General features: G+C 42.9%; 22 protein-coding genes. 12 read left to right on the top strand and 10 right to left on the bottom strand.

Annotated features, from left to right (window positions below):
• Positions 1–81 precede the first annotated feature (81 nt).
• From MHN09_RS00415 to MHN09_RS00405, 3 genes are all read right to left on the bottom strand, one after another.
• On the bottom strand, positions 82–531 hold the full coding sequence (locus MHN09_RS00415; RefSeq protein WP_202941036.1) for a flavodoxin domain-containing protein: 450 nt from the start codon (positions 529–531) through the stop codon (positions 82–84).
• Between the two features lie 66 nt (positions 532–597).
• Positions 598–1,437 carry a tRNA pseudouridine(65) synthase TruC gene (truC, locus tag MHN09_RS00410; protein WP_239238823.1) on the bottom strand — a complete coding sequence of 280 codons (840 nt, stop codon included), beginning with the start codon at positions 1,435–1,437 and terminating at the stop codon, positions 598–600.
• Entirely contained in the window at positions 1,430–1,774 is a 345-nt protein-coding gene (locus tag MHN09_RS00405; RefSeq protein ID WP_239238523.1) for a YqcC family protein, read from the bottom strand. The genes truC and MHN09_RS00405 overlap by 8 nt, the downstream gene beginning before the upstream one ends.
• Before the next feature lie 210 nt (positions 1,775–1,984).
• Between MHN09_RS00405 and MHN09_RS00400 the strand changes: the two genes are divergently transcribed.
• From MHN09_RS00400 to glgC, 4 genes are all read left to right on the top strand, one after another.
• Positions 1,985–3,034 carry a DUF3549 family protein gene (locus MHN09_RS00400; RefSeq protein ID WP_049585980.1) on the top strand — a complete coding sequence of 350 codons (1,050 nt, stop codon included), beginning with the start codon at positions 1,985–1,987 and terminating at the stop codon, positions 3,032–3,034.
• Entirely contained in the window at positions 3,035–3,337 is a 303-nt protein-coding gene (locus MHN09_RS00395) for a DUF3301 domain-containing protein (RefSeq protein WP_049585979.1), read from the top strand.
• Between the two features lie 1,320 nt (positions 3,338–4,657).
• Positions 4,658–5,155: an Hsp20/alpha crystallin family protein gene (locus tag MHN09_RS00390; RefSeq protein ID WP_199820706.1), complete on the top strand. Its 498-nt coding sequence runs from the start codon at positions 4,658–4,660 to the stop codon at positions 5,153–5,155.
• A gap of 40 nt (positions 5,156–5,195) precedes the next feature.
• Positions 5,196–6,569 carry a glucose-1-phosphate adenylyltransferase gene (gene glgC / locus MHN09_RS00385; RefSeq protein WP_239238520.1) on the top strand — a complete coding sequence of 458 codons (1,374 nt, stop codon included), beginning with the start codon at positions 5,196–5,198 and terminating at the stop codon, positions 6,567–6,569.
• Positions 6,570–6,655: 86 nt separating this feature from the next.
• Here the strand turns inward: glgC and MHN09_RS00380 are convergent, their stop codons facing one another.
• Together MHN09_RS00380 and MHN09_RS00375 are read right to left on the bottom strand one after the other, a co-directional pair.
• On the bottom strand, positions 6,656–7,309 hold the full coding sequence (locus MHN09_RS00380; RefSeq protein ID WP_044556927.1) for a GNAT family N-acetyltransferase: 654 nt from the start codon (positions 7,307–7,309) through the stop codon (positions 6,656–6,658).
• Between the two features lie 221 nt (positions 7,310–7,530).
• Positions 7,531–7,896, bottom strand: coding sequence for a DUF3192 domain-containing protein (locus MHN09_RS00375; RefSeq protein WP_014997556.1), 366 nt, complete (start codon positions 7,894–7,896; stop codon positions 7,531–7,533).
• A 301-nt stretch (positions 7,897–8,197) separates the two neighbouring features.
• Between MHN09_RS00375 and MHN09_RS00370 the strand changes: the two genes are divergently transcribed.
• Complete coding sequence (locus tag MHN09_RS00370; RefSeq protein WP_049585976.1) at positions 8,198–8,509, top strand: hypothetical protein; 312 nt, start codon at positions 8,198–8,200, stop codon at positions 8,507–8,509.
• Between the two features lie 60 nt (positions 8,510–8,569).
• Here MHN09_RS00370 and syd read toward each other — a convergent pair whose 3' ends face one another.
• On the bottom strand, positions 8,570–9,112 hold the full coding sequence (gene syd / locus MHN09_RS00365) for a SecY-interacting protein (RefSeq protein WP_156086041.1): 543 nt from the start codon (positions 9,110–9,112) through the stop codon (positions 8,570–8,572).
• A 146-nt stretch (positions 9,113–9,258) separates the two neighbouring features.
• Here syd and queF point away from each other — a divergent pair, with 146 nt between their 5' ends.
• The 7 genes from queF (at position 9,259) to MHN09_RS00330 (ending at position 17,203) form a co-directional block, all read left to right on the top strand.
• Positions 9,259–10,119, top strand: coding sequence for an NADPH-dependent 7-cyano-7-deazaguanine reductase QueF (gene queF / locus MHN09_RS00360; RefSeq protein WP_049585974.1), 861 nt, complete (start codon positions 9,259–9,261; stop codon positions 10,117–10,119).
• 73 nt (positions 10,120–10,192) lie between these two features.
• Complete coding sequence (locus tag MHN09_RS00355) at positions 10,193–11,749, top strand: GGDEF domain-containing protein (protein ID WP_168462598.1); 1,557 nt, start codon at positions 10,193–10,195, stop codon at positions 11,747–11,749.
• Positions 11,750–11,759: 10 nt separating this feature from the next.
• The gene (ppnN, locus tag MHN09_RS00350) at positions 11,760–13,124 is read left to right on the top strand and encodes a nucleotide 5'-monophosphate nucleosidase PpnN (protein WP_049585972.1); all 1,365 of its coding nucleotides are present in this window, start codon (positions 11,760–11,762) and stop codon (positions 13,122–13,124) included.
• Positions 13,125–13,323: 199 nt separating this feature from the next.
• Positions 13,324–13,698 carry a DUF3192 domain-containing protein gene (locus MHN09_RS00345; protein ID WP_014948536.1) on the top strand — a complete coding sequence of 125 codons (375 nt, stop codon included), beginning with the start codon at positions 13,324–13,326 and terminating at the stop codon, positions 13,696–13,698.
• Between the two features lie 11 nt (positions 13,699–13,709).
• Positions 13,710–15,320: a histidine kinase gene (locus MHN09_RS00340; RefSeq protein WP_239238516.1), complete on the top strand. Its 1,611-nt coding sequence runs from the start codon at positions 13,710–13,712 to the stop codon at positions 15,318–15,320.
• Between the two features lie 230 nt (positions 15,321–15,550).
• The gene (locus MHN09_RS00335) at positions 15,551–16,558 is read left to right on the top strand and encodes an isocitrate dehydrogenase (RefSeq protein WP_014948534.1); all 1,008 of its coding nucleotides are present in this window, start codon (positions 15,551–15,553) and stop codon (positions 16,556–16,558) included.
• Positions 16,559–16,888: 330 nt separating this feature from the next.
• The gene (locus tag MHN09_RS00330; protein ID WP_049585970.1) at positions 16,889–17,203 is read left to right on the top strand and encodes a ComEA family DNA-binding protein; all 315 of its coding nucleotides are present in this window, start codon (positions 16,889–16,891) and stop codon (positions 17,201–17,203) included.
• 145 nt (positions 17,204–17,348) lie between these two features.
• Here the strand turns inward: MHN09_RS00330 and galU are convergent, their stop codons facing one another.
• The 4 genes from galU to wecA all read right to left on the bottom strand — a co-directional run bounded on the left by galU (position 17,349) and on the right by wecA (position 21,460).
• The gene (galU, locus tag MHN09_RS00325; RefSeq protein ID WP_014975843.1) at positions 17,349–18,242 is read right to left on the bottom strand and encodes a UTP--glucose-1-phosphate uridylyltransferase GalU; all 894 of its coding nucleotides are present in this window, start codon (positions 18,240–18,242) and stop codon (positions 17,349–17,351) included.
• A gap of 261 nt (positions 18,243–18,503) precedes the next feature.
• On the bottom strand, positions 18,504–19,400 hold the full coding sequence (locus MHN09_RS00320) for a glycosyltransferase family 2 protein (RefSeq protein WP_014948531.1): 897 nt from the start codon (positions 19,398–19,400) through the stop codon (positions 18,504–18,506).
• Complete coding sequence (locus tag MHN09_RS00315; RefSeq protein ID WP_239238513.1) at positions 19,397–20,284, bottom strand: glycosyltransferase; 888 nt, start codon at positions 20,282–20,284, stop codon at positions 19,397–19,399. The genes MHN09_RS00320 and MHN09_RS00315 overlap by 4 nt, the downstream gene beginning before the upstream one ends.
• 114 nt (positions 20,285–20,398) lie before the next feature.
• Positions 20,399–21,460, bottom strand: a complete 1,062-nt coding sequence (gene wecA / locus MHN09_RS00310) for a UDP-N-acetylglucosamine--undecaprenyl-phosphate N-acetylglucosaminephosphotransferase (RefSeq protein WP_014948529.1) — start codon at positions 21,458–21,460, stop codon at positions 20,399–20,401.
• Positions 21,461–21,579: the final 119 nt, after the last annotated feature.

Here is a 21,579-nt window from a genome sequence, read left to right as displayed (position 1 = left end):
AAGCCACATGCTAAAAGACTCACAAATTAAAAGAGGCGCGTATGCGCCTCTTTCTTTTCGTAATCAGGACACTCCTAAGACTTAAGCCAACAGCTTATCTTTAATGGTGTTAACCCACTCTACTACGTCTTTTTCGGGCTCTAGGGTTTCAATCGCGTCAACCTCTAACATATCGGCAACTGCGTTACCTTGTAGCTCGGTCAATAACGCATGAAACTGTTTACCCGCACCACAGTAACTATCGCCATAGCTGCTATCGCCTAGCGCTGCTACCGCGAATGGCTTGCCGGTTAACATAGGCGATTCGTCTTTCAAATCTGAAAACACAAACTCAAGGTTTGGTGGTACATCGCCCTGCCCTGTTGTAGAGGTAATGATCAAAAGTGCGTCAGCTTCAGTGAAATCTGCAACCGACGGGTCGCTTTCTAGTGAGCAATCCACGCCCTGTTCAGCTAAGTTCTCTTCCACCTGCTCAGCTACGTGTTGCGCATTGCCGTAAACTGTACCAGCAATAATTTTCAATGTTGCCATTTTTACCTCTTAAACCAATGATCGTCGCCTTTGTCGACAGGCGGAAATTCTTACTATTTTATCAACCTAAACGCAAAACGGCGCTAATTTTTCGAGCCATAGTCGCATTTCACCGTGCATCTGTGAATTAATCGTTACCCACTTTCCAGTGATAGGATGAGAAAAGCCCATTTGAGTACAACTTAAGGCCAAATTGTTAAAATTAAAGTGCTGCTTGGCGAATTTGTTTTGTTTTCCGTCTCCATGGGTAGTATCGCCGATAATGGGGTGACGAATATGAACCATGTGCCGACGAAGCTGATGTTTACGACCGGTACTAGGAGAAAGCTTAACTAGCGAATATCGTGCACTTTGGTATTTGCCCACAGGCTCAGGCACTTCGAATTTTGCCACTGACTGATACATAGTTGATGCTGGTTGTGGCGGCTGCTGCGGGCGCTTATGCTTGTCGGCTATTTTGTCGTAGCGGTATTTTAGGGCGTAATCGATATACCCTGTGTGATGCACGAAACCGCGAACTATAGCGTGATACGTTTTTACTACCTGCTTGTCCATCATCTGCTGTCCAAGCTTTGCCGCAATATCTGAGCTAAAGCTAAACACCAGCACACCTGAAGTGGGTCGGTCTAAACGATGAGCAGGATAGACGTGCTGGCCTATTTGGTCTCTAAGTGTCTGTACTGCGAACACCGTTTCATGTCTATCAATCGGGCTTCTGTGTACTAGTAGGCCTGGCGGCTTCTCAATCGCGATGATATGTTCATCTTGGTACAACACAGGTAAATGAAGAGCGTCAACACTATCTTCCTCACCAACGTCTACCTTTCCTATTGTTTGCTCATCTGAATGCACAGTTAATTGGCCTTTTAAATCGTTCTGCATAGTGCGTTGTGTTTGCTCACCCAACGTCTCCATTGGCAATATTATCAATAACTTGAAGCTGGGACAGAGTGCGCTGATGCGCCGATGACAGATATATTTCTGCTGCAGGCGTAATTTGCATGGGTGGTAAAGGCATTTCCTGTTTCAACAAAATGCGCATTTTGGGAATAAAAATAAAAGCCAACCAACTCTCAAACGCTAAACAGTCGACCGCAAAAGGAACTGCACTTTCCATAGCATTTTTTAAATCTTGTTCCGCAGGCTCTTCATTTGGCCAAATATCATCCTGATACATGTCTGTTTCTAATTGTATCAATGCTTTACTTAATGCTATGTGATGAGTGCTATTCGTTTTAATCACATCCTCTCCGCGATTCAAAAACGCTTTAATTTCGAAGTGCGCAGTATATCAGGGGCTTAAGGTCAACATAAGTCTGCGTGTCTTATCGTTGAATTTCTTCTGCTGTGATACCATTACCCGTCTTTGTTGGCGGTATCTCATCGATGTGCCCCTTTGAATAGATGTGACAGCCTGGCAAATTTTGATTAAAGCAGTATTTTGGAACGAGTTATGAGCGCTAACGGTATTAATTCTATCAGCGAGTTTTTGTTACATGCAGGCACTGAATATAAGGTTTTTGATTTAGGTCGTCGCCTTGAACCCACCGATAGTCAAACCTTTCTAGAAATAGAAAACGGCAGTGCTTACGCGCCCTACCCTCGTCAGCAGCATGCGTGGTTCGGCATCGTCTTTTGGAATAAAAATGCCTCCACGCAACACTATATTTGGTTTGTGAAACTGCCGCTTGATGAGCAAGGCTTAGTGGTGGCCGCAGCAAGAAATCATTTTCTAGAGATCATAGTTGATGCACTTGGTCAGTCTGTTGCTGAAGATACTGAAAACGCGCAAACTTTGCCTGATAATCCTTATTCGTTTGTTCCCAATCAATCGCAGCTCGCTCAATTTAACGCATTAGTTAAACGCACCCTAAACCAACCTTTAAGTGAAGAGTCGCAGAAAGTTGAGGCCTACATTCAAGCCCCGCAACTTGTTGATTGGCAGCAAATATCCATGCAGAGCGTGGCCGACTTTGTACATAGCCTAAGCCATCACCCCAAACAAGATGTATTAACGCAAGCAATTGAAACCAACACTTCACTCTACTCACAGGTTTTTCTTAACACATTGATGGAAATGAGCGAAAGCGTTTCTCTACCTGAAAATCTATTAGCGGCGTACTTAATTGAGATAGATAAAAGTGACGACATCAATTTAGCGGCGCTGAGGGGCACGTCAGAAGGTAGTTTCCACCCGACCATCAACAACAAACTACTCGAATTATTAAAAAGCGAAAAGTCGCAGAGACTTGATATTTTAAGCGTTATTGCAGCACGTCATTTCGAGCAAATGGAACCACTACTGCTTAGTGCCTTTTTAGAGCAGGCGGCAAACGTTGATGAAAAAGAGGGTCATAAGGGCGCCTTATTCGCAGGCTTCTTTTCAGATTTAGTACAAGTCCCGAAGTTACGCAGACAAGTGCTAACACTCCTGCATTCCAAAGCCAACCCTCAGATTCTCAGCAATGCATTTCAACAATTGTTTGCACAAGCGAGAAAGTAAATGACGTTACTTGAGTTAGTGGTGTGGATGGTTATTGGGTTTACTGGCTATCAGTTTTGGCGCATTCGAGCCATTTCTGAGCAAACAAACACTTACCTAAAGCAATACTGCGATAAACACGGTTTACAATTGCTGAGTGTGGCAAGAGCTAAAACACGATTTTCATTCAAATATGGAAAGCCTGACTGGCACAGTGTATTCAACTTTGAGTTTTCGAGTAATGGTGAGGATCGATATACTGGGGAAGTTGAATTGATAGGTGTAAGGGTTATGCGAACAGAGGTGCCGCCGCATAGAGTTTAAGCTTCTATGTCAAAAAGCGTGAGCGGTTCTTAATTCACCATTCAGGTCAGGTTTTACATAACAAATGCATACGGATTGGTAATAAACAACGCAAAAAAAGGGGAACCTAGCGGCTCCCCTTTTTCCTGGAATTTTGAGTATCCTTCTCCGCGATCCTTTGCGACTAAAATCTTCCCGATTAAAATCCGTATACGCCCCTTTCCATCTACTCTCGCGCCTTCCTGTGCGAGCTACACTTCCATGCGTAGGTCCCTTTCCTTTTTTCCTAAATTACTGCACATCCTACATGCAGTGTTCCTCATCCTGAGGCTGTCCTTGTCAGGCTCCGCTGACGATCCCTTCCTTCGTTCCATTTTTCGCTGCACATCCTGCTACAGCTTTGCTAATCCTTTAGCATGTCCTTCTTTCATCCTTGGTTTGATCGTCCATGCAAACTAGAAATTCCTTGATGGCTCTCCTGCCGTTGGCTCCTTGCCTCTAGCTCCTTGCTAGCTTTAGTCCCTTTATCCCTGCAACGTCCTGTTTGTGATGTCCTATCACGTTTCTCGTCCTTGAATTCCTTTATTCCCTATCAAATCCGTTTTCAACGTCCGTTTAATGCAGCATCCTATCTGCTTTCTCTTCCCTTTACTCACTGCCTTGTGAGAGTCTCATCCTTAAGTTGTCCTAACTTATTCCGTTGATGATTCCTTACTCAATCCGTGACTCGTCGTGTTTCCTTGTGACATGTTCATAGTATCCCTTCCAATTATTACCGCCATATTGAATTACAGGGATTTAAGAAAGTTTTTTGTACGACTTTCGACTACTTTTAAAAATATGCAATAGAATCAAAGACTTTATACTTTAGTATAATTTTTTATTTCAGAATTTAGGTAAGATCACTCACAGCGTTTGTAGGAAATGTCTTACAAGCGAATGAGGCAAAAATGCATTTTTGTAAATATGCTAGGAAACGAGAGGACAACCAAGAAAGCGTTAGCAAAGTTTACCTACATCTTGAGTTACTTTGAAAGCTAAGCTTGTGACTACAAGTTTAATGGACGGTACTTTTCCTCAATGGCATAGCAATGCAGACGACATATTAGTTATAAGCATATAAGAGCGAATATCTAATCGTGCTCCGTTTACGCTTGTCTAAAGCGCGGTGAAAATTTGCAATACCTTTTCCACTATCGATTAAAAAATAAACTATTCTTATATTGACTGGGATCAATATCATTAGCGATTAAATCTTGTTAACTATTAGCAGCTGATAAGTCAAAGCTTAGGTAGTTCGGCTCACCATAATCTACTTATTATTGCGATAGGAGACTTATTATGAGTAATTTACCCATAACTAATCGTTCCAGTGACAGTAAATCAAACAGCTTCTTGTCTAGCTTCTTTGGACAAAAGGCCCTTGATAACTTCTTTCAAGATTTTTCTAGTCATTTTCCCTTTTCAAAAGAGTCCTCCGGTCTTATAGACACCAAACTAGATTTCGTTACGCCCAAGGTCGATATTGTTGAGCGTAAAAAAAGCTATGAATTGACTGCGGAATTACCGGGGTTAGAGAGTAAGGACATAAAACTATCGCTGTCAGACGACATTCTCACTATAAGCGGGGAGAAGAAGTATGAAAGCGATGAAGATAAAGAAGACAACATACACGTGATGGAACGTAGTTACGGCAGTTTTCAGCGTAGTTTCAGGTTACCTGTGAGCGTAGAGCAAGATGCTATTAACGCAAATTTTAAGAAAGGAGTACTCAAGATACTTCTTCCTAAATCGGCTAAAGCACAGGAATTACAGCGTAAGATTGAGATAACAGACTAGATACAAATAGCGCCAGGGACGGCTGAATTCGGAGCCTGATATGAATGCTGAAACAGATATTTACCAGATAATGAAAGATACCTTAGTTTTAGTCTTGGCCGGTGGCCAGGGCTCAAGGTTGAAAGAATTAACCAAAATGCGCGCTAAGCCTGTACTAGAGTTTGGGAGCCACTGTCGTATTATAGATTTTCCATTATCGAACTGTGTTAATTCAGGTCTAAAGCAAATTGCCGTGCTGACTCAGTATAAGTCACAGTGTTTAATTCGCCATTTGATGCAGCATTGGAGCCCGTTGAACAACAGCTTTGGCGGTCGATTGGATATTTTAGCGGCATCACAACAACGGTCTGAAAGCTGGTATCAGGGAACGGCAGACGCGTGCTATCAGAACATGGGTTATATTAAGTCGGTGGCTCCGAAATACGTTTTGATTCTTTCAGGAGATCATGTCTATAACATGGACTACCGTAAACTCTTAACTACCCATGTGAAGAGTAATGCTGAAATGACAGTGTCATGCATCGAAGTGCCTACTGAGTTAGCCGCGAATCAGTTGGGGGTGTTAAAGGTTGATTGCAATAGTCAAATTACCGCATTTGATGAGAAGCCCCGCGTTCCCCATGCACTGGTCGATGCTCCTGACTATTGTTTGGCTTCCATGGGTAATTATGTAGTTAACGCTGATGTATTGTTCAAATTACTCACCGAAGATGCTGGCTCGCTTAACTCTGAGCATGATTTCGGCAAAGACGTCATCCCTTCAATTATTGCTCAGCATCGAGTTTTCGCTCATCGCTTTCGTAGCCCCAATGGTGCGCAAATTCCCTATTGGCGAGATGTGGGCACCTTGGACAGCTATTGGCAAGCTCATATGGACTTGCTGAATAACTCAAGTTTATTAAACCTATCCGATCCCACGTGGCCTATTTGGGGAAGCTCTTTTTCACGGGCGCCCACCGAAATTACTAATGGTAACCACTCGACCTGCTGTGAACTTAAACAAGTATTAGTGGGTTCAGGCTGTAAGTTAAACAGTTGCTCTGTGAGTCAGTCAGTTTTGTCATCAAATGTTAGTATTGGCACAGGGTCAATAATAGATAAAAGCGTGTTGCTACCCGAGGTAAATGTAGGCAGTGAAGCCAAGTTAGCTAATGTAATTGTTGATAAAGGGGTAAACATCCCGCCTAACTTCGTAATTGCTGATACCGCTATAGCAAAACAACAAGGCTTCACAGTTACCCGAGAAGGTGTCATTTTAGTCACTCAAAAAGTTATCGATCGAATCAACGGCTCGTTAGCGGATATCGATAATATACAAAGATTTATGAAATCGAGTTATACCGGCCCTTTACCGGCGAGAATTGTAACTCCGAAAAGTCACGAGTTCCGCGATTACGTACTGTCCGAAAGGTAAACAGTGTTTTGTTTAATGCGTTCAATTCTGAACGCATTAAATTAGAACCCATTTTAGAACCTCAGTATAGGTGTCCTGGCAATATACTAGTTTTGTTTTTTCCTAAACATTATATCGCCGTCTATATGTGACAAATGAAGTTGACTAACGATTTGATAATTGTCGTCGTTAAAGAAGTGACGATGGGAAGGCACGGTGACAAAAACCGCGATGCCTTCGCTTTTGGCGTCTTCTTCTACAACGCTGTCAATTGCACCTAATAAAATATGTCCAAGACCATGGTGCTGATAATCAGGATGTACTGCGATAAAGCTCAACATATGGAAATTGTCGGCGGGTACTAAGGCGCGTACTTTTTCTTCTTTTTCTAACATTTGCTTAGTACCAAATAATCCGGCCGTCAAAAGCATCCGCAATCTCCAATGCCAGTAACGTCCTGAACCAAATGCCGCATCGGGTGCGGTTAAACACGCCACAGCGATAAGCCTGTCGTCATCAAACAGACCTATCATGGGTTGTTCTGCAACCCAGAATGCGTTGAGTTCTTCGCGAATCGCGGAACGAAGGCGGCTTTCATAGCCTTCTTTCTCTGCTTGAAAAATGTCGATGAAAAGGGGGTCGTCTACGTATGCATTGTAAAGAATGGAGGCAGCAACTTTCAGGTCATCAACAGATAAGTAGATAGCTTTAACCGTATCTTGCAAGGGGGCTATTGCGTTATTAATCGCATCGGTATTCATCAGGGGCTCCTTGTACGCAAAGTTGTTAGTTGCAAATGCCCATTCAAATAAGATGGGCAAGGTGGATAAAAATGCGGCCGCATTTAACATTGCGCCAACCACCTCACAAGCTGTTCAAACTTTAGCCTACTCGAAAACCCCTCACATGTTAACTTTTTATTAACATTTAAAAGTAAAGATAAATTCTGCTTTTATATTTAGTCACTAAAATTGAAGCGTGTTTAGTGCATCAAGCTATAGGCGCTGTCACCCCAACCTACCAAATTGCCGTTTCTGAAAACTAATGGGGTGCACTCGTCTTTTGTAGTTATACCGTCGCCCATTGTTTTTTGAGTACGGTAGTAAAGTACGCGATAAGTGCCGTCTTGCTTTTCGAACAATTCGTTAAAGTCAGCAACACCCATTTTTCTCAGCACAGTTTCGTAGCTTGTCCCTGTCTCAAGATTCGCAATGTGTTTGCGATTATTAAACTCTCTATCTTCCCAATCGGCACCATAGTGACTATCTGACCCTCCACCTACAGATACCACACAGCCTGAAAGTAAAACTGAAGATGCTAAAGCTAAAGAAAGAAGAACCGTTTTCATGTGTATTCCTTAAATTATGTGTGTTGTTTTTATTTGATACTACGTCTACTTTGTGAACCGACACTGAATAGACATAAATACGCGAGAAAAGTAACCATTGTATGCACAAGTGATAACGTAATTTAGGACTGAATAAACAAGAATAAGGCCAAAATATAAGATACTGATATTTATATAAATTATAGTTTCACCAGTATTGAACTCTTAAAAAAAAGTAGTGAGATAAGTAACTTATTAGTGAAATTGACTATACACACAAGCTACACTGCTAATTTTGACGACATTGAATCATTTTCGAATTATGAGTAATTCTAATTTACAGCAGCTCCATATTTTATGCCTTCAAATGCATAAAGAAGGTAAAACACCGTCGGTGGGGATTTTACGTGCTAGGGCTCCTTTTAAAGTATCGGTAACCGAAGCCATTGAGGCAATTAAGCGATTTAACGCGCATAAACCTAAATTAGATGTGCCAAGCGAAAAAGAAGACTCGCAACAAAATTCAACTAATAGCGCGGGGCAAGTTAGTAGTCTGCAAGCACGAGTAGAGACGTTAGAAAAAGAAGTGGCAGAACTAAAACGTGTGCTAAATGAGGTAATTAGCGCAAAGTAGTAATGACTTTTGCCGGCAGGCTACTTTATACCTGCCAGACAATGTAATTAAATAAACAGCTTACATAGTGGGCGTAAGTTGCTCCAAAAATGCCGCAAGAGACGGAGCAAGAATTTGAGAAGGCTCTTTACCTACCTGCTCGAGTGCAACTTCACCGCTTTCATTGACAACCGTTAAGATAAAATCTTCTTCATCAGTCAACCCAAAGAACAACGTTGGCGCTTGCCCCAGCCTCTGCTTCATTAGCAAATGGCCAATCAAGTTCTGTTGTAGTCGCTCAAAGTCTTCGCTATTGAAAACTTGTAGAAGCTCGCAGCGACCTTGAGGGGCGGCAGCCCTTAAATTATCGCTGTAGTAACGAGTGAAGTATTCACAGTATTCTGGATTTAGCTTTAGCGATAGCGCCTCTTCAACGTTATTGAAAGACTGCGGGGGCGACTGCAGTGTTGGTGTCCATCTAACAAACTCCCCATCTTGCGCCGTCTTTTCATAGCACGGCGAGGGCCACTCGCTATCATATACGATCTTTAACCCTTCTCCCTTGGTGTGTTCGACATAAGATGATACAAATTTATCTAATTGTGCGGAAATTGTTAGAGCCATTATGACGTTACCTGCGTATTTTTGGGGTACACTATACAACTAAACAGTTAAGTCAATACTGGGGTTGTTTCGACTATACTGCACGACATTAGTTCGCCACTGCAGTTCTCTTATTCAAACCCCACGTAGATGGATAAAAGGTTCACATGTCGACTGACAATTCACCTCAAAAAATTACTATCACTGCACCTGATGACCTCTCTTTGGGTAAACAGGTTGACTACGAATTTGAATATAACCCCGGCTTGTTGCAAGGCGTCCCGCGCAGTTTAAGCCGCGACACATTGGATCTCGCTAACTCTAGTCTACCTTTCGACGGTATAGATACCTGGACTGGATACGAACTTTCTTGGCTTAATTTAAAAGGTAAGCCCAATGTTGCTATTTTAGAATGCCATGTCCCTATCACCTCAGAAAACTTAATTGAATCAAAATCATTTAAGCTCTATTTAAATAGCTTCAATCAGACAAAGTTTGCCTCGGCAGAGGACGTACGACAGGTGCTACAGGCTGATTTATCAGCATGTGCAGGCGAGACTGTTGAGGTAAAGCTAATTCTTCCCGAGCAGTTTACCTCTTTGCAATTTAAAGAATTTGAAGGGACATTGTTAGATAGTCTTGATGTAGAAATCGAACAATACTCCCCCAACACCCAGTTTTTAGCTCTGGCTAAGAGTGGTGCAGAAGTAAAAGAGACGCTTATTTCCCACTTACTTAAATCTAATTGTTTAATCACAAGTCAGCCAGATTGGGCTAGTATTCAAATTAGGTATGAAGGAAAAGCTATTGAACATGAAGGGCTTTTGAAATATCTGATTAGCTTTAGGCAACACAATGAGTTCCATGAGCAGTGTGTTGAGCGCATCTACAACGACATAATGCAACATTGTCAGCCAGATAAGTTAACGGTGTGCGCTCGTTATACACGAAGAGGCGGTTTAGACATCAACCCCTTCCGTTCGAATTATGAAGCGCCTTATGCCAATCATCGTCAAGCACGTCAGTAATATTACGGTGAAGTACACCCCTAAAGCTAACACAGCCGCGGCGGTAACAGTGAATTAGAACTAAGACGAGATTATGGAAGCAAAACAACTACAAACTTTAAAACAAAATAATGCGCTTCTTTGCCAGTTTATTGTGAAGCTCTCAGCATTTTACGAGGGCTTCTCCGATAAAATAGATACTGAACTCAAGGTATTGCGTGGCCATCTATCTGGCACACCAAATTTCAGCCTAGCGGCGGTCAGTATTGAAAAGCTTAATAAATCTCTACAGCACCAAGAAATAACTCTGAGAAAATACAGCGTTGATACTGTATCTTCGCTAGAAGATGCGATGAAACAGCTGCAGAAAATTGTTTTTCAAGACAGTGAGTTGAAAGGGCTGACAACACAAGAGTTGATTAAATTGAATCAGCCTGTGGGCGATATATTTAGTATTTATAAACTATACGCAAAAGCCATTGCCCTTCACCGCATTGCACTTAACAAGAAAATGGTAGGCCTCGAACCAACCGGGTCGGTTGAAGCGCCATCGAACAAGCAAGAAAATTCGACCACTCGCTCGCTTAAAGATGACAATCCTCACTACCGCTCTATATTAGTTGAACTTAATCATTTGATTACTTCATACGCGCAGAAAAAACCGAATGATCCTCAGCTCAATGACATAAAGCAACGTCTCGATGACGGCATGGATGAAGACCAGTTACTGAAAAGCTGCGTTGTAATTTTGCGGATGATTGTGCAAGACGCCATGTCAGAGGCTAGCCTGACAGGGAAAGTCATTCAGAGCCTACACCGTTCGCTAGGTGAAGTAAGCAACGATGTAAACAATACCATTCAGGGGAGTCAAGCCCAATTCGAGCAACGCCAAGCGGGCAATGAACAGCTTAAGCGTGAGATTAGCCACATAGAAGAAGCTGTATCAGAAAGCAGCTCCTTAGAAGCCCTTAAAGAGCAGACCCAGTTTCGGGTTGAAAAGCTTGTAAGCACCTTAAGCGAGCAGCAAAGCAACGATCAGCAAGGCCAAGAAGCGCTAATGGCATTGCTGTCTTCAATGCAGTCGCGCATAGATACGCTTCAGCAACAAACCAGCGTTTATAAAAAGAAACTCGCCGAGCAAGCAATGCAGAGTCGAACCGATCCGCTAACACGCCTTCCTAATAGACAAGCATATAACGAAAAATTAGACGCAGCGTATGCTCACTTTAAATCTAGTGGGGATACTCTGGCAGTTGCCGTTGTTGATATTGATCATTTTAAATCGATCAACGATAGGTTTGGTCACGCTGCAGGAGACAAAACTCTGCAAGTGGTGAGCAAGTTTCTGAAACAAAGCCTGTCAGAAAATGATTTTGTTGCCAGATGGGGGGGAGAAGAGTTCGTTATGCTGCTGCCTAACACGCAGATGGCAGATATTGATAAAAAGCTTAATGAAGTTAGAACAAAGCTCGCTGCTATGCCGTTCAAATTTAAGCAAGAAAAAGTAAAAATTACCGCTTCTTTCGGCGCAACCTGTTTCGGTGAAAATGATACTACAGAAACGGTTTTCGAGCGCGCCGATGAATACCTTTATAAAGCGAAACGTAACGGCCGCAATCTCGTAGTCACTGATTTAAGCACTGACTTATAGGAAGTAAAGTATGAAGAAAGTGCAGCTTAACCCTGTTGGCTGGATGAGCCAACTGTCGCAAGTAGAAGTTTCTCGCCTTCAAGATGCCACTAATAGCGAGCTTTTCGCTATGTTCAGAAACTGCTGCCTTGCTGTATTGAACAGCGGCGTTGATGAAGACAATTTCGAAGCGCTATTCGCCCCCTATGAGAATTTTGAAATTAAGCTCATACGTCGTGAACGAGGCGTAAAAATTGAGCTCGTCAATCCGCCCGAGGTAGCGTTCGTAGATGAGCAACTCGTACGTGGTGTACACGAACATCTTTTCGCTGTACTGCGCGACTTGCTTTACATGGGTAATAAGTATGCATTTCTTCACCAAACCGCTCCAGCGGAAGGTAACGACATTACCGATATGGTTTTTGACATGCTACGCCATGCCAAAGCACTTGAGGGTAACGACGGCGTAAACACTATTGTTTGCTGGGGTGGCCACTCTATAAATCAGGTTGAGTATAAATACACTAAAGAAGTAGGCTATCAACTTGGCTTACGTGATATGAATATTTGTACCGGATGCGGCCCTGGGGCAATGAAAGGCCCAATGAAAGGCGCTACCATTGGTCATGCTAAGCAGCGCCATAAAACCGGGCGTTACATTGGTATATCAGAGCCGAGTATCATTGCTGCTGAGCCACCGAATGCCATAGTAAACGAGCTCATTATCATGCCGGATATCGAAAAACGCCTAGAAGCGTTCGTTAGATTGGGCCATGGTATCGTCGTGTTCCCAGGAGGTGTTGGTACAGCAGAAGAACTGCTTTACCTGCTTGGCATCTTGATGAATGAACGAAATGCACAGCAGCCCTTCCCTTTTATATTGACTGGCCCTGCTGGTAGCGAAGAGTATTTCGAGGCTATTGACGCCTTTGTCGGTGCAACGCTTGGTTCACAAGCGCAATCAAAATATCAAATTATTGTGAACGACCCGGAAGAAGTTGCCCGCACTATGAAGAAGCAGCTTGAAAAAGTGAAGCAGTTTAGAGGTGCCATGGGTGACGCTTTTAGCTTCAACTGGTCGTTAAAGATAGAGCAAGATTTTCAACAACCCTTCATTCCAACTCATGAAAGCATGGCTGCACTTCAGCTTCATTTGGATCAAAGCAAAAGTGACCTTGCCGCTAATTTGCGAAAAGCGTTTTCGGGTATTGTCGCAGGAAACGTTAAAGCAGAGGGTATTGCCCAAATTAAAAAACATGGTCCGTTTGAACTTACTGGTGACAGTGCACTGATGGAAAAAGTCGATACGCTGCTAGAATCCTTTGTAAAACAGCACCGAATGAAGCTCCCGGGGACGGCATATGAACCGTGTTACGTTGTGAAGAATGAAAAATAAGGTAATGAATAACCGATAACCGTGATAAGACGCATTTGCTTACGTTTACTACTTATGCTTGGCAGACGTTTTGCGTTACACTACTAAAGAGTATTGTTTTACGCATTAAAGCATCAAGCTTTCTCTCAACGTGATGGAAATGCGTCCCACTCGTGATTAACACTAACATTAAAGTAAAGAAAAACGAGAAGTAACGGTCATGAATACCAAGGTTATTCGTCTAATTTTAGCTGGCATCGCCCTTTATGCGGTGTTTGTTTTTATGGTTATCGCGTTCTATCCCGATAAGCCAGAAAATATGGATTGGAAAGACCGTGAAGAATATAACCGTGTGCAAATTACCAAGTTGAAGTTGGGCAGTACAAGAGAAGAGGTTTTGGCTTTGTTAGGCTCACCTGACATTACAGAAGCTAAGCGACAAGGAGCAACGGCGATACAGGTTATGTTTTTCAGGACACAACATGTGCGCGCTGACGGCTTAACCACGCAAGATGAATGTACACCGTTACTTTTTGAAAACGACAAACTTATTGCATGGGGTGAAGGGGCTTACTCCAGTTACCAAAAAAGTTAGAAGGATGGGGAGTGAGCGACATCATTTCCACGCTTAAACGCCTGGTTCAGTTAGGTAACACTGAACTTTCTGTCGAGCAGCGTATAAACCATTGGTTGAAAATCGCTAAACGGATCCTGACCTTAGTAAACGCCAATCCAGCGCTTGCTGCAGCAACGTTACACATCGATAATGACCTTCCCAAAGATACTCAACATCTTTTATTATTGGCGCTGTTTGGCAAGCTTTGCCGATTAAACGACCACTATTTACAACATGTGCTTGCGTCTTTACTCGCATCCCTCTGGCTTTCAAGTAAAGGAACACCAAGCGACCAAACGGCCAATATCATTCGCTTTTTGCGTAAACACAATCTCTCGATTTGGCTGGATATCATTAAACTTCAAAAAGCATTTCGGTCAGACAAGCCCATTAACTACGTTGCAGACATTCGGCTTAATATGGTTCAAAGGCTTTGTCTCCTAGCAAATGTTTTCGCTACTAAAACAAAAAAAGCAGATTATCGTGAGGTTTTCACTCAGATCGTTTTACGCCTTCCAGCACATCATCGTCACCTTATTGCACCACTTATCAACCTATTTAATGGTGTGCTACCTGGCGCAAAGGTTTACGCAAACGGCGTACCGGGCGCGCTAGTCGACATTCAGCAAAATCACGGCTACGTATTTATGCTTAGTCAAGACGATGAAGATGGAAAGTGGCTGCCTCTATCGTCAATACGCTCTCCCATTTCACTATCAATGCCGTTTGAGCACTTTGTTGCTCTTTACACTGATACCGCCACTGCGAGAGTAAATCATGGCGGCACACCATTTTTACCTTCTACATTCGCAATTCAGCATCCCCCTAAAGCTCTTATAACTATTATCGATGAGCTGCAAAAGCGCGATGTAGATATTGAACAACTTTGCGAAAAAATTGAAAGCGTGCCCACGTTTAATCACTTTTTGATGCACACTGCGAGTCAGGACAACCGTCTTCAGCTTCCGGTTAAAAGCATTAAACAGGCGGTTTTGACCTACGGCATTGAACGTGTGGGTGACATGCTTATTCAATTTGCTCTGTTAGAACGGCTAACGCAAAACCAATTTCCACTGATGGGCATGTGCAAGCAATTAACTTTATTGGCTTGTTCATTTGCAAGCTATTTCGCACAACTCGCCGATTCGAAGTTTTCGCCGCAATCTGCCGCATTGACTATGACCTTTGTTTGTACTCCCTTGTTCACGCTACCAGGGTTTAAAGTGTCACGAGCATTACCCGTCGACCTCAGCAAAGCTGTGTCCATTAATAGCGCATTCAAGGTCAAATCTGACACGCCTTGGCTAGCAATCGCTTCTGAACTTGCTGGAAGTTGGCATCAAAGCTCGACGTGGCGTGCCGTTATACACCAATGCAGTAAAGTAAGTACGGACGTTGCTAAATCACTTCAAAAGGAACAAGCAATTCTGGTGTTGAGCTTCGCTCTCGCCAAAGCATGCTTATTTAATCAGGATATTTATCCATTACTTCAGGATATCAATATCAAAACACTTTTAAATATCCTAGGTATTCGACGAGATGATGTGGTAAACGCACTAGACGCTAATGGGTCACTTTTGTTCTGTCCGCTTGCGCAGTAACGCCATTTACTCCAATACATCGTACTCGGCTATTTAATTAATCTTTACGAATGGCTATAACTTGCGCCAGGTATCGTATAAAATACGGCAACTTTTGCAGTGCTTAACCCTTTTTCCCTACATTTTCCATTATAATAATTAAGCAGGCAGAAATTGGCTCATAAACGCCAAGCTACAAATTGAATAAACCTAACGATTTTGACAACAGAATTACCAGAGGATCCCTCCACATGACTCAGCAACGTATTACAGTCATTCGCGGTGACGGCATTGGCCCGGACATTATCGATGCAACCACAAAAATTTTAGATAAGGTTGGCTGTGACTTTGCCTATGACTATGCCGATGCTGGCCTAGTCGCACTGGAAGAACATGGCGAGCTTCTACCTCAAGAAACTTTAGACCTAATCGCAAAAAACAAAGTTGCGCTTAAAGGTCCTTTAACGACCCCCGTTGGTGAAGGTTTTACTTCAATCAACGTTAGTCTTCGCAAGCAGTTCAAACTGTACGCAAACCTTCGTCCTGTGATGTCATTCAAAGGCACAAAAGCACGTTACGAAGACATCGATATCATTACCGTTCGTGAAAACACGCAAGGTATGTACTCTGGTCTTGGCCAAGTTGTATCAGAAGACGGTAACGAAGCTGAAGCAATGAGTAAGATCACTCGTGACGGCGCTGAAAAAATCGTTGTTTTTGCTTATGAATTAGCGCGCCGTGAAGGTCGTAAGAAAGTAACAGCTGTTCACAAAGCTAACATCCTTAAGTCAACATCAGGTCTTTTCCTTAAAGTAGCCCGTGAAGTTGGTGAGCGTTATCCTGACATCGAGTCAGCTGAAATGATCGTTGATAACTGCTGTATGCAGCTTGTGATGAACCCGCATCAGTTTGACGTTATCGTTACGACTAACCTTTTCGGTGACATTCTATCTGACCTATGTGCTGGTCTTGTCGGTGGTCTTGGTATGGCACCAGGTGCAAACATCGGTGAAGATTGTGCAATCTTCGAAGCCGTTCACGGTTCTGCACCAGACATTGCTGGTAAGAACTTAGCTAACCCGACGTCAGTAATCTTGGCAGCAGCGCAAATGCTTGAGTACCTAAACATGGGCGATAAAGCAGAGAAAATTCGCGCAGCACTAAAAGACGTTATCGAGTCTGGCGATCGCACAACACGTGACCTTGGTGGTGAAGCAGGTACAACCGAGTTCACTCAGGCGCTTCTTGACCGCCTATAAGCGTTTGAGCTTACACCTTTCAATTATTTCAAAACGGGCTTAATAGCCCGTTTTTTTATGCCTCTATTAATCACTCCCCTGCTTTAAACTGTACTAAAACTGGACTACCGCTTTTCTCGTTCACCTTTATTATTTCCTTTGTACACGTTGAAGTGTGCTGAGCTTTGTAACTTGGTTACAACAGAAGACAGGAAATTTTTGAAGAGGCCTGCTCCGCTTGCATCTAGGTTACAAAAGTCAGCGCGCTTTGGTACATGACTTAAACCCATTTACTTAAATATTGCGCCGATAACGCTTTATGGCGCGCTTAGCAACATACAAGGAAAGATGATGAAAAAATTAATCTCAGGTTTACTCGTACTATCTGCACTAGCCATTCAAACGCCAGCGGTTCACGCTCAACCAGCGGATAGCGAAAATTCGCAAGCTAATGAAGGTACAAGCCAACAACAACGTATCGATTTAAACTCGGCGACCGTAGAGCAATTAATTACCCTACCCGGCGTTGGACAATCTAAAGCGAAAGCTATTATTAAATATCGTGAAGAAGTAGGCCCGTTTCTTGAGGTCGCACAATTAACTCAAGTGAAAGGTATCGGTGAAAAGATGCTTAATAAAATTGAAGGCTATGTACAGGTAAGATAGAAGGACTAAAGCGAAAAGGCGGTACGCTGGCTCCACACACAAAAAATGCGCCGCAAGGGCGCATTTTTAATCGTTTAAAGCTATTTAATTGCCTTAGGCCTGCTGTTCTTTCATCTACACTAAAGATCAACAAGCCCTAGTAAGACTATTTAACAACAGAAGCTAAGTATTCTTTAAATTCGTCGCCTAACGATGGGTGACGTAACGCATATTCAACGTTAGCTTTCATGTAACCCAACTTACTACCGCAATCGTGACTCTTACCTTTCATGTAGTAAGCATCAACTTGTTCAAGTTTCATCAATGCATCAATAGCATCAGTAAGCTGAACTTCACCACCGGCTCCTGGAGGCGTGAACTCTAACAGATCCCAGATTTTTTCTGACAGAACGTATCGGCCTACAACGGCAAGGTCAGAAGGTGCTTCGTCGCGAGGCGGCTTCTCAACCATTTTGTGAATCTTCGCTGACTCACCTGGCGCAATTGCCGCGCCATCTAGGTCTGCGATACCAAATTTAGAGATATCTTCGTCTGGTACCTGCTCAACCATGACCTGGCTTACTCGGCTGGTGTTAAATTTGGCAACCATGTCTGCAAGGTTATCCTTTTTAGGATTACTTGCTGCATCATCAATAATGACGTCAGGTAATACTACCGCAAATGGCGCATCGCCAATCAGAGGTCGGGCGCAAAGTACTGCGTGACCAAGTCCATTAGCAACGCCTTGGCGAATATGCATGATAGTTACATCTTTTGGACAGATTGACTGAACTTCTTCTAACAGTTGGCGTTTTACACGCTTTTCTAGCGTGGCTTCTAGCTCAAAAGAGGTATCAAAGTGGTTTTCAATGCTGTTTTTACTCGCGTGCGTTACTAGGATAATTTCTTTTAGTCCTGCAGCAACACATTCGCTTACCACGTATTGGATCAATGGCTTATCAACCACTGGCAACATCTCTTTTGGAATAGCTTTCGTTGCTGGGAGCATTCTCGTCCCAAGGCCCGCTACAGGGATTACCGCTTTTTTAACCTGACTCATAGTTAATATCCTTTTTTAAAATCCTAAATACACGCCTAAGTCGACTTTCAGCCGTTTGTTATTCCTTAAGCTGAGATATATTCACTGTTGTTCGCAAGACTAATGCAATCGATGTTCCAATTACCTTTTTAGAGCGTCTGTGTATTGAAAATGGGCAAAACAGCTCAAAACCACCGATAAAAGCACAAAATTAGGGATAAATAATATCTAATGCACCATAATAGTGAAAGCGTTTATGATTTGTCCTTCCTTTCCTACACATCAAGTGTCGCTTTTTTTCACACTACTTTTTGGAATTAGTGCATGCTCTATGGGGCCGGTTTTGCGTTTTAATCCATCTTTGAGTCCTGCCCACATGAAAGCGCCTCGCGTTTTTCCTTGCTCAAAGCAATATCTGTTTACAAGATACCTCAGAGGTATTGCACAAACATGACGAAGTTTCCAATAAAGAGGAACGTAATGGCGGCGCGCTAAAATGAGTACATTACGAAACTGATAGTAGAGCCTTATCGGTGCGCCCTGCTTGAATGTCACACCGCAAACTTTCACTCTATCATCGCCTTGTCGATGAGGCATACATGCACTGAGCGACTGATAGATAACCATGCCCTTGGCTCGAGCACGCCAGCACCACTCGTGATCAACGCCATCGATAAAGAGCTCATTTTCTTTTTCACCCACACGTTCAAAAGCACGTTTGGAAATTAACATGCCTGAGGCAATGATTTGCTTTACTGTTTTTAACTTTTCGGAAACCTGCTTCCCTTTTTGCAGAACACCCTGATCGACACACTCTGAAAATTGGCAATAGATAGAAGGGCCTATGGCTGCAATTGGGGAACGTTGCTCAAGGTCTTGGAATTGCCTCACTAACTCAACAGCAATATCGGGAGAGAACAAGCTATCTTGATCAAGCAAAAAGGCGTAGTCGCTTCCCTCATTAAAGAGCACTTTCAAGCCGACATTCTGAGCGTGGGCGATACCAATATTTGAGGGGTAATGAAGATAAGTAACATCAGTTGTTAAAAGAGCCTGCTGAGGACTTGGAGAATTATCAACTAAGATGACGTTCCAGTCAGGGGCACAAAACGCATCGATGAGACTACGCACGTGCTCAACATCAGGATTAAATAGTATAACAACAACGCCGACGCTCAATGTTTACCAAACCTTTCCAGTAAATGTCTATCAAGTTTATAGGCAAGTTTAACCACTTTTCCAGGCATTAACCTCAATGCTAAAACACCACAAGCGTAAAAAAAGTTATAGAGTGAAAGTTGCTTTAATTTACGTATGGCATATAAACGAGCTCTGAACTCGTTGAGCGACTTACTTAAGCCTCGACGTTTATAAAAGTTATTGACTCGTCTGAACTTCAAAAGTCGATCTTTTAAGTTCCTAAAGATATACCCCTTAGACGCTAAGGTTATCCAGAAAAAATAGTCTTGTGTGTTTAACAAGTCACTGTCGTAACGATGCCCATCATTAAATACATTGTAACGAATAACTACTGTTGGATGGTTTAGCGAGCATCGTCTCGGCAAGATACGAACGATCTGCCTGTGCGAAGCGGGCATTACTCGCGCGCCAACTTTAACACCACTTTCATTAACTTCCGTTAGTGCTGATCCTAGTACAGAAATATTGCTGTGCTTTTTAAGGTAGGTGATTTGACGTAGAAGGCGGTTTTCTTCAGAAATATCATCCGCATCCATTCTTATGAAAAACGATGGGTTAAACTGCATACCGAAGTCAGCAACTGAGTTCATGCTACTTGCTAGCCCCACATTGTGACTATTCGACGCTATTATTACCCTGTCGTCTTTACTTGCTACATCCTCTAGTAGGCGAGTTATTTGTTGAGGTACAGGTCCGTCGGCGACAATAACGAAAAGAAAATCTGTGTAAGACTGCTCAGTCATGCTTTCAATGGCTTCGCGAAGCCACTTCGCATTGTCAGCTTGGTAAACCGCCATAGCAATAATCGATTCGACATGCTGTTTTTTATTGTTATTTTGAAGAATAGAGAATTGATTTATCAAGAAATTTTACCAACGTAAAAAAGTAACAGAGAAAATAAAAGCGCCTTAACTGTGCGCTTTTATTTGTTGGCATGTTACAGAGATTTTACTAAGCCTGCCACGATTTTACTCAAACTATGCGGTTAATCGCTTCACAAAGCGCAGTACACTCCAAATATGTTGGATAACAAGACTGTACACAACGAGTAGCCCAATAAAGCCCCAGAACATGACGGCTTCAGCTACCTGATAGACTTCTCCTAATATACCGATTAAGCAATAACATGCTCCGAGCAAAAGGATAGCAACAAGTGACTTTCTACTGCTAAGCCCTGCACGCATAAAGATATTGTGAAGGTGCTGACGGTCAGGTTTGAGCATTGATTGCCCCTTCCGCGCACGGCGATACATGATCGCGGCCATGTCCATTAATGGAAGGCCGACTAACCACACCGCAGTAATGGGCCTAAATGCAGCAGCTTCACCTTGAGTGTGATCAACAAGCAACCATACGATAGTGAGCCCAACGAACATACTGCCAGCATCACCCATAAATATCTTATTGCCTTTAAACCCTTTCCAACTCAAATTAAAAGCAAGAAAAGGAACAATAGCTGCAACGATGATAAGCGGCTCCATGATGGAGGCTCCGTTACCAGTAAAGATCAAAAAGCCCGCAACTGTTAATAGAATAACAAGGCTCATACCGCCGGCTAATCCATCAATACCGTCTATCATGTTAAACGCATTGATGACACCGACCACACAAATGATCGTAAAGAAATACCCACCTAGGTCGAGAAATACCTCACCTGTTCCGAAGATATTACCCAAAGATGTAATATAGTTTTGCGCGCTCCATGCCATGATCGCTGCAACACCAAATTGGCACATAAGGCGGCCTTTGGCACTCAGGTCAAAACGGTCATCCAACATACCAAGCAAGACAACAAATGCTGATGCGGTGAAAAACAGAGGATTGTTTTTCATCCACACATCAGTCGCGACGCTGGCAACAAGCACGGCCATAAAAATAGCCACACCACCTGTTAGAGGTACAATTCCGGCGTGACGTTTTCGCGCTGATGGTTGGTCAACTAAGCCAAATTGATGCGCTAAAGGCGTCATGACCACCAAAAGGATAAGGGCGACGAAAAATGCAGTAAAAAGCGGGACAAACTGCAAATAAGCTAGCATAAAACACACAACCTCGCGTTACCGACAAAAACACAGCTATTTGTAATAGTTTCTGTCAATACACATGCAAATTTTGATAAAAAACTAAATGTTGCTTCCATTTATTTACAACTTCCATT

The sequence above is a fragment of the Alteromonas sp. MmMcT2-5 genome (genome assembly GCF_022348315.1).
Lineage (GTDB): Bacteria > Pseudomonadota > Gammaproteobacteria > Enterobacterales > Alteromonadaceae > Alteromonas > Alteromonas macleodii.
The sequence above is the reverse complement of the archived record's forward strand: the minus strand, read 5'-3'. Positions and strand labels throughout refer to the sequence as shown.